At 68.9% G+C, this 13,629-nt stretch carries 12 protein-coding genes; 11 read left to right on the top strand and 1 reads right to left on the bottom strand.

Annotated features, from left to right (window positions below; all coding sequences use genetic code 11):
• The first annotated feature begins 1 nt into the window (after position 1).
• The 5 genes from ACQPYY_RS27375 to ACQPYY_RS27355 are packed head-to-tail and all read left to right on the top strand — an operon-like array spanning position 2 to position 6,323.
• Complete coding sequence (locus ACQPYY_RS27375) at positions 2-1,150, top strand: serine hydrolase domain-containing protein (RefSeq protein ID WP_433591531.1); 1,149 nt, start codon at positions 2-4, stop codon at positions 1,148-1,150.
• 58 nt (positions 1,151-1,208) lie between these two features.
• Positions 1,209-2,870: a class I adenylate-forming enzyme family protein gene (locus ACQPYY_RS27370; RefSeq protein WP_433591530.1), complete on the top strand. Its 1,662-nt coding sequence runs from the start codon at positions 1,209-1,211 to the stop codon at positions 2,868-2,870.
• Between the two features lie 6 nt (positions 2,871-2,876).
• Complete coding sequence (locus ACQPYY_RS27365) at positions 2,877-4,622, top strand: N-acyl-D-amino-acid deacylase family protein (protein ID WP_379094188.1); 1,746 nt, start codon at positions 2,877-2,879, stop codon at positions 4,620-4,622.
• A complete protein-coding gene (locus ACQPYY_RS27360) occupies positions 4,619-5,398 on the top strand; it encodes an SDR family NAD(P)-dependent oxidoreductase (protein ID WP_379094191.1) in 780 nt (259 codons plus the stop codon). Before ACQPYY_RS27365 ends, ACQPYY_RS27360 begins: the two co-directional genes overlap by 4 nt.
• 10 nt (positions 5,399-5,408) lie before the next feature.
• Positions 5,409-6,323 carry an SDR family NAD(P)-dependent oxidoreductase gene (locus ACQPYY_RS27355; RefSeq protein WP_433591529.1) on the top strand — a complete coding sequence of 305 codons (915 nt, stop codon included), beginning with the start codon at positions 5,409-5,411 and terminating at the stop codon, positions 6,321-6,323.
• Here ACQPYY_RS27355 and ACQPYY_RS27350 read toward each other — a convergent pair.
• Positions 6,304-6,885 carry a helix-turn-helix transcriptional regulator gene (locus ACQPYY_RS27350; protein ID WP_433591528.1) on the bottom strand — a complete coding sequence of 194 codons (582 nt, stop codon included), beginning with the start codon at positions 6,883-6,885 and terminating at the stop codon, positions 6,304-6,306. The genes ACQPYY_RS27355 and ACQPYY_RS27350 overlap by 20 nt on opposite strands.
• A gap of 187 nt (positions 6,886-7,072) precedes the next feature.
• Between ACQPYY_RS27350 and ACQPYY_RS27345 the strand changes: the two genes are divergently transcribed.
• From ACQPYY_RS27345 to ACQPYY_RS27320, 6 genes are all read left to right on the top strand, one after another.
• Positions 7,073-9,160, top strand: coding sequence for a CocE/NonD family hydrolase (locus ACQPYY_RS27345; RefSeq protein WP_433591527.1), 2,088 nt, complete (start codon positions 7,073-7,075; stop codon positions 9,158-9,160).
• 256 nt (positions 9,161-9,416) lie between these two features.
• Positions 9,417-9,818: a hypothetical protein gene (locus ACQPYY_RS27340; RefSeq protein WP_379094202.1), complete on the top strand. Its 402-nt coding sequence runs from the start codon at positions 9,417-9,419 to the stop codon at positions 9,816-9,818.
• An 84-nt stretch (positions 9,819-9,902) separates the two neighbouring features.
• The gene (locus tag ACQPYY_RS27335; RefSeq protein WP_379094204.1) at positions 9,903-10,754 is read left to right on the top strand and encodes an SGNH/GDSL hydrolase family protein; all 852 of its coding nucleotides are present in this window, start codon (positions 9,903-9,905) and stop codon (positions 10,752-10,754) included.
• 175 nt (positions 10,755-10,929) lie between these two features.
• Complete coding sequence (locus tag ACQPYY_RS27330; protein WP_379094206.1) at positions 10,930-11,322, top strand: hypothetical protein; 393 nt, start codon at positions 10,930-10,932, stop codon at positions 11,320-11,322.
• A gap of 38 nt (positions 11,323-11,360) precedes the next feature.
• Entirely contained in the window at positions 11,361-12,266 is a 906-nt protein-coding gene (locus tag ACQPYY_RS27325) for an SGNH/GDSL hydrolase family protein (protein WP_379094208.1), read from the top strand.
• The gene (locus ACQPYY_RS27320) at positions 12,263-13,615 is read left to right on the top strand and encodes an acyltransferase family protein (RefSeq protein WP_433591526.1); all 1,353 of its coding nucleotides are present in this window, start codon (positions 12,263-12,265) and stop codon (positions 13,613-13,615) included. The genes ACQPYY_RS27325 and ACQPYY_RS27320 overlap by 4 nt, the downstream gene beginning before the upstream one ends.
• The last annotated feature ends 14 nt before the right edge of the window (positions 13,616-13,629 follow it).

Here is a 13,629-nt window from a genome sequence, read left to right as displayed (position 1 = left end):
AATGAGCAACGTCGCTGGATTCTGTGCCGACGAATTCGAGGCTGTCCGTGCGGCTTTCACCGAGCAGGTGGAGTCGGGCGCGGAGCTGGGCGCGTCGGTCTGTGTGACCGTGGACGGTGAGCCCGTGGTTGATCTCTGGGGCGGTTACACCGACCCGGAGAAGACCACGCCCTGGGCCGCCGACACCGTGGTGAACACCTTCTCCATCACCAAGACCATGGTCGCCCTGAGCACTCTGCTCCTGGTTGACCGCGGTGAGCTGGACGTGCACCAGAAGGTGGCCCACTACTGGCCGGAGTTCGCCGCCAACGGCAAGGCCGATATCGAGGTGCGGCACCTGCTGTCGCACACCTCGGGCGTCTCCAGCTGGGAGGCCCCGATCGTGCTGCCGGACATCTACGACACCGACGCGGCCACGGATCGCCTTGCGGCGCAGGCGCCTTGGTGGGAGCCGGGCACCGCGTCGGGTTATCACGCGATGAACTACGGTCACCTGCTGGGCGCGCTGGTCAAGCGCGTCACGGGTCGCCCGCTGGGCCGCTTCTTCGCCGAGGAGCTGGCGGGCCCGTTGGGCGCGGACTTCCACATCGGTATGGCCACCGAGGATCTGGGCCGCATCGCGACCCTGGTTCCGCCGGAGCTGCCGGAGTTCGATCCGTCGCTGCTGCCGCAGGACAGCGTCATGTTCAAGACCCTGTTCCAGCCGCTGCTGGACTTCGCCGAATGCGGTACCCCGCAGTGGCAGCGGGCGGAGCTGGGCGGCATGGGCGGGCACGGCAATGCCCGTTCCATCGCCCGGCTGCAATCGCTGATCAGCAATGGCGGCGAGTTGAGCGGCCGGAAGCTGTTGTCGGACAAGACCATCGACCTCATCTTCGAGCAGCAGTCCGACGGCGTGGACCTGGCCATCATGGTGCCGCTGCGCTTCGGCATCGGCTACGGCCTGCCGCAGCCGCAGACCGCCCCGCACGTGCCGGACGGCCGGGTGTGCTGGTGGGCCGGGATCGGCGGCTCGATGGTGGTCAACGACCTGGACCACCGGGTCACCTTCGCCTACGCGATGAACCGGATGGAGGCGGGCCTGATCGGTTCGCCTCGTGCCGACGCCTATCTGAAAGCGACCTTCGATACAGTCCGGGGGTCGGCGTGATCGGTCTCACTCTGGTTACCCGCCACGGTTCGCGCACAAGGATTCGAGGACTTGATTCATGACCAACGCCGTTGACCTCCAGGCTCTCGCCGCCCAAGTCGCCGGAAAGCTGACCGCGCCGGGCGCCCCGTTCGAGATGACGGTCGAGCAGGTGCTGGGCGTCCCGCAGCCGGTGTTCAAGAACCGGCACGCGTCGCTGCTGGACCTGCTGGAAGTCTCCCGTGACCTGGGCGATCTCGACTATCTGGTGTCCGCGCGCACTCGCTACACCTTCGCCGAGCACTACGCTGCCGCGGGTGCGCTGGCCGCGGCGCTGGCCGAGAAGTACGGCGTCGGCAAGGGCGACCGGATCGGCATCCTGGCCGCCAACACCCCCGAATGGGTGCTGACCTTCTGGGCCGCCCAGCGGTTGGGTGCGATCCCGGTGGGCTACAACGCCTGGTGGGCGCCGCGCGAGATCGAGTACGGCCTCGAGCACTCCGCCCCGACGGTCGTGATCGCCGACGCCAAGCGGGCCGCGCTGGCCGCCGAGACCGGCACCGCCATCCCGGTGCTGACCATGGAGACCGACCTGCCCGCGCTGATCGCGGAGTTCGCGGGCGGCAATCCGGCCGCCGAGGTGACCGAGGACGATCCGGCGATCATCCTCTACACCTCCGGCACCACCGGCCGCCCCAAGGGTGTGGTGCACACCCAGCGGAACATGGTGGCGGTCGCCGACTACCACCGCTTCATGGACGCGCTGGCCGCCGGCTTCCGCGGTCAGGCCTGGGACGGTTCCCCGGCCGGCCGCCGCTACCTGGCCACCATGCCGCTGTTCCACATCGCGAGCCTGCACAACCTGTCGATCCCGCGCCTCACCACCGGTGACGCCGTGGTCTTCCCGACCTCGGGCGAGTTCGACGCGGAATCGCTGCTGCAGCTGGTCGAGACCGAGAAGGTCACCAACTGGGCGGCCGTGCCGACGCTGGCGAGCCGCATTCTGGCCGTGGACATCTCGAAGTACGACCTGTCCTCGCTGACCGCGTTCTCCCTGAACTCCGCGCCGTCCTCCCCGGCGCTGGTGCAGCGCTTGCGCGAGAAGTTCCCGGTGGCGCTGCAGGGCCTGACCACCAGCTACGGCTGCACCGAGTCCGGCACCGCCGCGACCGTGGCGACCCCGCCGGAACTGGCCGCCGACAACGAGACCGTGGGCCGCGCGGTGGTCGGCGTCTCGCTGGAGGTCCGGGATCCGGACGGCAAGCCGGTGCCCGACGGCGAGGAAGGCGAGATCTGCATCCGCAGCCCCTACGTCATGCTCGGCTACTGGAACAACGACGACGCCACGAAGGCCGCCATCGACGAGAACCGCTGGCTGCGCACCGGCGATTTCGGAACCCTGCGCGGCGGCAAGCTCTACATCTCCGGCCGCCGTTCGGATCTCATCCTGCGCGGCGGCGAGAACGTCTACCCGCAGGAGATCGAGAACGTCCTCGACGAGCACCCGCTGGTGCGCGAGTCGGCCGTGATCGGCATCCCGCACGAGGATCTCGGCCAGGAGGTGGCCGCCATCGTCGTGGTCGACGATCCGCAGACCCTGACCGAGGACGAGCTGCGCGACCACGTGGCCAGGCAACTGGCCTACTTCAAGGTGCCTGCCCGCTGGCTGGTCACCGCGGATCCGCTGCCGCGCAACGCCACCGGCAAGGTGCTGCGCCGCGACCTCACCCTGGGGAAGTGAATTCCTGTGTACGACACCATCATCAAGAACGGCCGCTGGTTCGACGGCACCGGCGCGCCGTCGGCCATCCGCAATCTCGGCATCCGTGACGGCCGGGTGGCGACGGTCTCGGCCGCGCCGCTGGACGAAACCGATTGCGGGCGAGTGATCGACGCGACCGGCCGCTGGGTCATGCCCGGCATGATCGACATCCACACCCACTACGACGTGGAGGTGCTGCTCGACCCGACGCTGTCGGAGTCGCTGCGGCACGGCGTCACCACTCTGCTGCTGGGGTCGTGCTCGTTGTCCGCGGTGCATGTCGGCGGGTCCGACGCCGGTGACCTGTTCGGCCGGGTGGAGGCGATTCCGCGGCAGTACGTGGTCGAGTCGGTGGACACGCTGAAGACCTGGAACAGCGCGCACAGCTATGTGCAGGCCCTGGAGTCGCTGCCGCTGGGGCCGAATGTGGCCTCGTTCATCGGGCATTCCGATATCCGGACCGCACAGCTCGGGTTGGAGCGGGCCACCGATCCCGACGTCAAGCCGACCGAGTCCGAGATCGCGGCCATGGAGCACAAGCTGACCGAGGCGCTCGACGCCGGATTCGTCGGCATGTCCTCGCAGCAGCTGCTGTTCGACAAGCTGGACGGCGAGGTGTGCCGCTCGCGGACGCTGCCGTCCACCTACGCCACCGCGAAGGAACGCCGCCGGCTGAATCGCATTCTGCGCGACCGCAAACGCGCGTTGCAGGGCGGCCCGGACGTGGCCAAGCCGCAGAGCATGATCGGCATGGCGGCCAGCAGCCTGGGCTTCTTCCGGCCCAAGCTGAAGGTGAGCCTGCTCTCGGCCGCCGACATCAAGGCGATCCCGGGCGTGGTGAAGGTCTTCCCGTTGCTGGGCAAGATCATCAACGGCCTGGGTGGCGACTTCCGCTGGCAGCATCTGCCGGTGCCGTTCGAGGTCTACTCCGACGGCATCGACCTGCCGGTGTTCGAGGAATTCGGTTCCGGCGCGGCGGCTCTGCACCTGTCCAACCAGCTGGAGGAGCGGCACGAGCTGTTCCAGGATCCGGAGTACCGGCGCTGGTTCCGCAAGGACTACGACAAGAAGTGGGGCCCGCGCGTGTGGCACCGCGACTTCTTCGACGCCGAGATCACCGAATGCCCCGATCCGAGCGTGGTCGGCAAGACCTTCGGCCAGGTCGGGGTGGACCGTGGTGGTATCCACCCGGTGGACGCCTTCCTCGATCTGCTGGTCGAGCACGGTCCGAAGGTGCGCTGGCGCACGACCATCTCCAACCATCGTCCCGAGGTGCTGAACGCGCTGGCGGCGGATCCCAGTGTGCAGCTGGGCTTCTCGGACGCGGGCGCGCATCTGCGGAACATGGCGTTCTACAACTTCGGGCTGCGGCTGCTGAAGCGAGTGCACCAGGCGCAGCAGGCGGGCACGCCGTTCATGACCGTCGAGCACGCCGTGCACCGGGTCAGCGGCGAGCTGGCGGACTGGTACGACCTGGACGCCGGGCATCTGCGCGAAGGCGACCGGGCGGATGTGCTGATCATCGATCCGGCGCACCTGGACGACAGTCTGGAGTCCTACGCGGAGAACCCGGTTCCCGAGTACGGCAACCTCTCCCGCATGGTCAACCGCAATGACGAGACCGTCACCGCGGTCCTGGTCAACGGCGAGTACGTGTTCGGGCTGGGCGAGAAGGCCGAGACGCTCGGCCGGGACCGCACCGGCGAGTTCCTGAAGGCGGGTGCGCGATGAACGCACGCAGGTTCGACGGCCGCACCGCGGTCGTCACCGGCGCGGCCTCCGGTATCGGCGCGGCCATCTCGGCCGCGCTGATCGCCGAGGGCGCGAATGTGGTCGGCCTGGACCTCGACGAGGCCGGACTGGGCAAGCGGGCAGCCGAACTCGGCGACGCCTTCGTGCCCGCGGTCACCGACGTCACCGACGAGGCCCAGGTGGAGGCCGGAATCGCGGTCGCCGCATCGCGTTTCGGCGGTCTGCACGCCGCCTTCAACTGCGCGGGCGCGTCCCGCATCGGCGCGGTCACCGACCTCACCGAGGCCGACTGGGACTTCACTATCGACCTCATCCAGAAGAGCGTCTTCCTGTGCACCAAACACGAAGCGCGCCTCATGAAGTCGACCGGCGGCGGCTCGATCGTCAATATCTCGTCCCTGGACGCCCGGGTCCCCATGCCCGGCGGCAGCCCGTACTCCACGGGTAAGGCGGGCGTGGTGATGTTCTCCAAGAACGCGGCCCTGGAACTGGCGCAGCACCGCATCCGGGTGAACGCCGTGCTCCCCGGTCTGGTCGACACCCCGCTGGTGGCGGCCGTCATGGGGTACGAGCCCGCCAAACAGATGTTCCTGGACCGCATTCCGATGGGCGCGCCCGCGACCCCGGAACAGATCGCGGGCCCGTGTCTGTTCCTCGCCTCCGACGAGGCCTCCTATGTCACGGGCATCGACATGGTGGTGGACGGCGGCTGGGAACTGAGCAATTTCCCCAACCTCGCGAAGCTCGCGGGCTGAGCGGGACGCGATGAACACCGATGAGGTCATCGCCGGAATCGACCTCACCGGTCGCGTAGCCCTGGTCACGGGAACCACGGGCGGTCTCGGAGCCGAGACCGCCCGTGCCCTCGCGGCCGCCGGCGCCACGGTCCTGCTCGCCGCGCGGAACGCCGCCGCGGCGGGCACGGTCGCGGCCGGTATCCGTGCGCGGTTTCCCGGTGCGACAGTCGATGTCGTCGGGCTCGACCTGAGCGATCTCGGCAGCGTCCGAGCGGCCGTGCGGGCCGTCGCCCAGCGCGCGCCCGCGCTGCACCTCCTGATCAACAACGCCGGGGTGATGTACACGCCGTTCGGCCACACCGCCGATGGCTTCGAATCGCAGTTCGGCACCAACCATCTCGGCCACTTCGCCCTGACAACCGGACTGCTGCCGGTGTTGTCGGCGGGTGCGGATCGGTCCGGTGTCGCGAGCCGCGTCGTCACGGTGTCCTCGGCGGCGCATCACGCGTATCCGGCCGACCTCGACGACCCGAACTTCGAGCGCCGCGAGTACGACAAGTTCGCGAGCTACGGGCAATCCAAGTCCGCGAACATCCTGATGACGGTGGATCTCGCGGCCCGGGGCGCGGAGTGGGGCATCCACGCCTACGCCGTGCACCCGGGTGTCTGCGCCACCGATCTGTCCCGGCACATGTCCCGCGAGGACTTCGCCGAGATGCGCAAACTCACCTCGCGCAATCCCTCCGCCGTGACCACCCTGAAGACGATCCCGGAAGCGGCCGCGACCTCGGTCCTGGCGGCGACCGCCCCGGGCCTGACCGCGCACTCGGGCGGCTACCTCGCGGATTGCGCTGTCGCCCAGGCCAGTCCGCACGCCACCGACCCGGCTACCGCCGCGGCCCTGTGGGAGCTCTCCGAACGCCTCATCGCCCCGTCGTCGTAGGTCGGTCGACACCGGTCCCGGCCCGGCGTGGTTCGACCTCGCGGGCCGCGTTCCGGACCTGTTGCGGCGTCCGGCCGTACCAGCGGCGCACCGCCCGGGTCAGCGCGGACTGTTCGCGCAGCCCGATGAGCGTGGTGATGCGGCTCATCGGCAGATCGGTCTCGCACAGCAGCCGGTGCGCGATATCGCGACGGGCCTCGTCCAGCAGAGCCGTGAAAGTCGTTCCCTCGGCGGCCAATGCGCGTTGCAGGGTGCGCTCGTGCACCGTGAGCATGCGGGCCACGGTCTCGATGTCGGCCCGGGACTCGAGCAGGGCGCGGTCGATGGCCGCCCGGACCCGCGCGGCCGTGGTCCGGCCGGGGCCGGGGTAGGTGCGGTCCAGGAACTCCGTGGCGACTTTCAGTGCCCGGCCCAGGGATTCGGCGGGAACCAGTGCGTCGCCGTCGGCGATGGCTTCGGGGGTGATCCCGAACCGCCGGAGCAGGGCCGCGCCGTCGCCGCCCAGTTCGTCGATGAGTTCGCGATATCCACGCAGGTTCGCCGCGCGCGCCATGATCGCCATCGGCCGGTCGCCCTCCCGCCGGTTCTTCGTCTGCGCGGGGATCGTAACCCGGCTCGTCGACTGTCTGGGACGGAATGCTCGAATGGGCTTGTCGCGCAGGGGTAAAACGATGTCGCCCTGGGGCGAGTCGCTATTACCGGCCAGTAGCAACAATCTGTCCCAACAACGGTGCGAGAGGTGGGACTCAATGCTGAAGGCGCGATGGCGAACCCGGAGATCGGCCGGGAAAGTGCTGGTGATCATGGCCGCGGTGGTGGCGGGAACACAGTTCCTCGCCCCGATGGCCCTGTCGGACACCGCATTCACCGGGATCGACGGCGGCCCGTACGCGGCGGACTGGACCGCGGCGGTGGACGGACCGCAGCCGCACAACGGGATCGTCCCCGATCTCGCCGTGCCGATCACCATGTCCGACGGCGTCGTGCTGAAGGCCGACATCATTCATCCCGCCGACAACGGCCGTGTCCCGGACGGTCGCCGGCCGGTGATCCTCCAGATGCAGGGATACGGCAAGCTGCCGCTGCTGATCGGCGAGGCGGTGCTCAGCGCCGCCGACGGCCTCGGCATCAAACAGCCGCTGGAGGCGTGGGCCGCGTCGCTGAATCTGCCGGGCGTCGGGGTGGACGGCCTGTTCGACATGACCCGGCAGCTGGATTCCGGCGCCCTGGAGGCGGCCGCGCAGGACTGGGCGCTCGCCGAGGCGGGATACACCCTGGTGCAGGTCGATACCCGGGGCACCGGCACCTCCGAGGGCGCCTGGCAGGTGTTCGGCGACCGGGAGAAGCAGGATGCCGCCGAGGTGGTGGACTGGATCACCCGCCAGTCCTGGAGCGATGGAACCGTTGGGGCCATGGGGATCTCGTTCACCGCGATCACCGCGCTGGAGGCGACCGACCGGATGCCGCCGGGCCTGAAGGCCGTCTTCGCCTACGAGGGCAGCGCCGACATCTTCACCGATATCGCGGGCCCGGGCGCCGCGGTGGGCGTCGGCTTCCTGGTGCCGTGGCTGCTGGGGGTCAACGCGCTCAAGATGATTCCGGACGTGACCGCGCTGCTGGTCGGAAAGTTCGATCCCGCGCAGCAATCCCGCTGGCTGCGCGACCGCCTCGCCGATCCGCTGACCCTGGTCGACATGGTCGTCAACGGCTACACCGCCATGACCCCCGACCAGCTGACCGCGCGGACCCGCGAACTGGTGGACCCGAATTCGGGCTTCCGGCGCGGCCTGAAGACCGACATCACCCACGTCCGGGTGCCGACCTTCATGGTGGGCGCGTGGTTCGACATCTTCGGGACGACGCCCACCGACACCTTCGCCGCCATCCCGCTGCCGCCCGAGCAGAAGAAGCTGATCATGGGCGACGGCTACCACCTGGGTTCCGGCGTGGGCGGTTTCGGTCATCCGGGCATGCCGCCGCGCCTGGATGTGTTGCAGCGGGCCTGGTTCGACCACTGGCTGCGTGGAATCGACAATGGCGTAGACAGATTCACGCCGCTGATCGTGAAGCAGCAGGGCGGCGGCTGGACCGACGCGCCCGAGTTCCCGCGCACGGACGCCGTCCACCGCCGGACGTATCTGAACGACATCCCGTCGGGCACCAGCCCCGGCTCCCACTACGACGGCGGCCTGTCCGCCGACCCCCGGCAGGCGGCGGTGCGTGATCTGACGGTCACGCCGGCCCTGTCGAGTCTGTGCGGCCGCGACGCCGCCCGCATCACCGCCGGCGCGACCGCCGTTCTCGACCTGTGCACCAACGATTCCCGCGTCTGGGAGAACGACGGCCTGTCCTTCACCAGTGGCCCGGTGTTCGCCCCGACCACGGTGTCGGGCCCGATCAACGTCCACCTGAACGTGGTCGAGGACGCCGCCGACGGGTACTGGGTCGCGACCGTCAACGATGTTGCCCCCGACGGTGTCTCGCACGAGATCGCGACCGGTCAGCTGGTCGCCTCCATGCGTCAGATCGACGAGGACGCCAGTCTCCGCTCCGCCAACGGCGACTACACCGAACCCCACTACTACCTGGACCTGGCCCGGCGGCAGCAGACCGTCCCCGGCGTCCCGGTCTCCCTCGATATCGCCCTGACCCCGATCGAGGCCGTGCTGCAGCCCGGCCATCGCCTGCGGGTCGACGTCTACGCGAGCAACTTCCCCAAGGCCCTGCCGCCGATGATCTTCCTGGCCGATTCCGGTCTGAAGCCCGAGCATCTGCGGCTGGATCCCGACGCCCCCAGCTGGGTGAACCTCCCGTCGACGGTCGCGATCCCGGACTAGTTCCGCGGCGCGCCGAGGGGTCCGGGGCTCGCTGGGGGGTAGCCCCGGACCACTGGGTGGGATAGTTTCGGGTGCCGACCGACTGGAACCGGTGGTTGCGGGTACGGTTTGCCTGATCAGGGCGGACCGGATCCGAAGCCCCCAGTAGTCGGGGCCAGTTTTCCGAATCCGGGCGGGTGGGGGTGGCTGGTTTTGTACACTCCCCGCTGAAGTGAACATCTATCACTTCAGTTTTGAGCTCCGATTCGAGGTACTGATGAAGTCTGCTACACCAGGGGTGTTCGCCGTTCGTGCCGCCGCGGCAGTGCTCGGCGGTGCGTTGTTGTTCGCGGGGGTCACAGGGTGCGGCAGCGACAAGTCCTCAGAGGGTTCGCCGACCGGTGGTGCGGTGGTGTCCTCGGCGGTGAAGGCCACGGGCGCGCCCGCGCCCACCACCACGGCCGCCGCTCCGGCTCCCGCGCCCGCCGAGTCTCCCGCGCCGGCGCCCGCGGCCACCGAACCGGCCGCCCCGCAGCCGGTCGCGCCGGAAGCCCCCGCGCCGCAGCCGGTCGCCCCGCAACCGGTGGCGCCCAAGCCCGCTCCGCAGGTCGAGCAGCCCGCGAAGCCCGCCCCGCCCACCCTGGACGCACCGGGCTTCGAGCCCCGCGCCGGATACTGAGAGAGCTGGACTAGTCAGTTGCTGGGCAAGAATGGACGGTGGCTGTGTGCTGCCGTCGTCGCGGTGGCGGCCTCGGTCTCCGCGATGAGTACCACCCCCGCCGGCGCCGATCCGGGCGCCGAGGGCAGAGAGCTTGTGACCCTGGGTGATTCGTTCTCGGCGAACGCCTGGGACTTCATGGACGGCGACAACACCTGTCAACGCCATGGGAAGACCGCCTGGCCGGTGCAGCTGGCCGAACTGATGGGCGTGCACGGCACCGACCGGGTGTCGGATCCGTCCTGCCCGGGTTCGTCGATCGACAGCGGGCCGGGCTGGACCATGGCCCAGCAGGCGCAGCGGGCCGACAAGGAAGGCGCGTTCGGTCCCAGAACCAAGCTGGTGACGCTGCAGTTCAGCCTCAATGACAAGTGGGGCAAGAACGACCAGACGCTGTGGGGGTCGCTGCAGAAGTGCGTGTTCAACCTTCCGCTCGGCTGTGACCCCGAAGCCGTCGACGAGAACCGTTTCCCCGACTACACCGGGGTCTCCGGCGCGCTGATGGCCAAGCGCATGAGCAATGCGATCACCTACATCAAGTACTACGCGCCGAACGCGAAGATCGTCCTCGTCGGCTATCCCGAGCTGTTCACGCCGGGCACCAGCACGGTCTGTCTCAGCATCGGCGGCGTCGCGCCCTTCATCCAGTCGCGCGGCCGCGCGGTGGTCGAGTACTTCGACCGCATCGACAAGGCGGAGCGAGAAGCCGCCCAACTACTCGGGATCGAGTTCCTCGATGCCCGCGGGCTCACCACCGGTCATGGGCTCTGCTCGTCGCAGCCGTGGCTGAACGGTGTGTTCGACCCCCGGACAGATCTCGACGGTCTGTTCTTCCATCCATCCACCCAGGGTGACACCGTCGTCGCCCGTGCCATCTACGACCGCTACGGTCACTGACCGTGTGCACAGCCGGTTATCGACGGTTTGTCCGTCGATAGCTACTCGTCGAGTCTGCTGGTTGCGCAGGGGTTTTGCGGTTTGCCGAACTCCTGTCGCGGCTCTCGCAGCCTCTTGTACACTCCGCGCAAAAGTGAAAAATCCGCAGTTCAATTTGCGATACGAGGGTTTCAACATGAACATCCGCATCACCGGCACGTCGACCGCTCGCGCCACCGTGGCCGCCATCGGTTCCGTCCTGCTCATCGGTGGACTCGCTGCGTGTGGCAGCGACAAGGCCACCGACTCGCCCGCCACCACGACCACCTCCGTGGTCGCCCCGGCGAGCAGCTCGGCCGCTCCCGCGAGCAGCGCGGCCCCCGCGCCCGCCGCCCCGCCGGCCACCACCGAGGCTCCCAAGGCAGAGGCCCCCGCCCCGGCGCCCGCGCCGCAGGCCGAGGCCCCCGCGCCGCAGCAGGTCGCGCCGCAGCCGGTCGCGCCCAAGCCCGCGCCGCAGGTCGAGGCGCCCGCCAAGCCGGCGCCGCCGACGCTGGACGCCCCCGGCTTCGAGCCTCGCGCAGGGTACTGACGAACCAGCGCAGGTTCTGACAGACGGAGAAAGAGCACGTGTCGGGAAACAACGGACGGTGGCTGTGCGCCGCGGTGATGGCAGTCGCCGCGGCCATGGCGGGAACTTCGGGGGCACAGGCGGATTCGACTCCGCAAGGTAGAGAACTGGTCATTCTGGGTGACTCGTTCACCGCGAACGGGTGGGACCCGTCGGGGCAGGACAAGACCTGTCAGCACGGCGCCACCGCCTGGCCGGCGCAGCTGCAGGACCGATTGGGCCTGCGCGGCGACGGACAGGTGTGGAACCAGTCCTGCCCGGGCGCGTCGATCGACACCGGGAACGGCTACATCCTGAAGGTCCAGGCGAGCAACGCCGACAAGGCGGGCGCGTTCGGTCCGAAGACGAAGCTGGTCACCCTGCAGTTCGGTCTCAACGATGTGTGGGGCGACTCGTCGAAGTCGCCGTGGGACTCGATGCAGGCCTGCTTCTACGACCCCGCGGGCGGCTGTGGGGCCGACGCGGTGGCCGACGGCCGGATGGCCGACCCGAAGAACGTGACCGGCGCCGAGTACGCCGCACGGATCAGCAAGGTCGTCGCCTACGTCCGTTATTACGCCCCGAACGCGCGCATCGTGATCGTCGGGTACCCGGAGTTGTTCACGCCCGGCCAGGACGCGATCTGCTTCGACATCGCCGGTTTCGAGATCGGCCAGCCCCGGGGTCGTACGGTCGTCGACTACCTCGATCGCTTCGATCAGGCGCAGCGCGAAGCCGCGGCGCTGTTGCGGATCGAGTACCTCGACAGCCGCGCCCTCACCCGCGGGCACGGTCTGTGCACGCCCGACCAGTGGGTCAACGGCGTGTTCGACCCGAAAGTCAATGTCGCCGGTCTGCCGTTCCATCCGGCTCCGCAGGGCGACGCCGTGATTGCCAACGCCCTGCAGGAGAGGTACGCCCGATGACCCGACCACCCGAAGTCGTGCCCGGCACGCGGGAGGACGCCACCGCGCTCGCGGTGGAGTCCTTCTCCACCCGAGTGATCCAACCGGCGCCCGCGGCGCGCCCTGTCGACACCGCCGCGCCCGCCGCCGAATCCGTCATCGAGCGGGCCGCCCGGGTCCGCCCGCCGCTGCCGTCGCTGACCGGCGCGCGCTGGTGGGCGGCGTTCGCGGTGTTCGTGCTGCACGCGCTGGTGTTCCTGCCGGTGTACCCGTTCCAGAAGTCGGAGATGTTCCGCAACATCCACGCCTGGATTCCGATGCAGCTCGGCGCGGCGGGTGTGACCTTCTTCTTCGTGCTGTCGGGCTTCATCATCTACTGGTCGTTCCGGCCCGGCATGGCGAAGGGCGCGTTCTATCGCCGTCGCGTGCTGAAGATCTACCCGTCGCATCTGCTGGCGGCCGCCGCGTTCATCGTGGTGGCGAGCGTGCCGCTGCACCGCGCGGTGGTGTGGGTGCCGAACCTGCTGCTGGTGCACACCTACGTGCCGAAGTGGACCACCGTCGGCGGCCTGAACGTGCCGTCCTGGTCGCTGGCCGCGGAAATGCTGTTCTACCTGAGCTTCCCGCTGGTGCTGCCGCTGATCATGAAGATCCCCACGCGCCGCCTGGTGCTGGCGGCGGCGGTCCTGCTGCTGGGCATCGCCGCCCTGCACACCTCGTACTTCCTGTTCTTCGACGGCCCCAAGGGCATCGCGAACGCCTTCGCGCCGCGGCTGGTCCCGGGCACCACGTCGCCGTACTACGAGCTGCACGCCTCCCCGGCGTGGTTCCAGCAGGCGAACATCCCGGTGTCGCTGTCGTATTGGCTGAGCTACACCTTCCCGCTGTCGCGGCTGCCGGAGTTCTTCCTCGGCGTGCTGGCCGCGCGGATGGTGCTGGAAGGCAAGTGGCGCAACACCAACCTGCTGTGGCCGATGGTCGCCCTGACCATCTCGTACGCGTTGACCTGGGTCGTGCCGGTGAACTACAAGATGTCGGTGCTGATGCTGGCCCCGATGACCGCGGTGGTCGCCACCATGGCGAACCGTGACCTGCACGGCATCGGCAAGGTCAACTCCCATCCGCGCATGGTGTGGCTGGGCAATATCTCCTTCGCCTTCTATCTGATCCAGTTCCCGGTCATGGTGCTGATCACCCGATACCTGATCGGCGGCAAGGAGTTCGGCGTCGTCGGCTGGGCGGGCTTCGCGGTGCTGAGCCTGGTGGTGTCGACGGTGATCGCGGCAGCGCTCTACCACTGGGTGGACCTGCCGATCATGAACAACTTCGCCCGCTCCAAGAAGAAGAAGCCCGCGAAGGTCGCCGCCTAGCCGGGCAGTACTTG

It is taken from the genome of Nocardia sp. CA-145437, from assembly GCF_050956485.1.
Taxonomy (GTDB): Bacteria; Actinomycetota; Actinomycetes; order Mycobacteriales; family Mycobacteriaceae; genus Nocardia.
The sequence above is the reverse complement of the archived record's forward strand: the minus strand, read 5'-3'. Positions and strand labels throughout refer to the sequence as shown.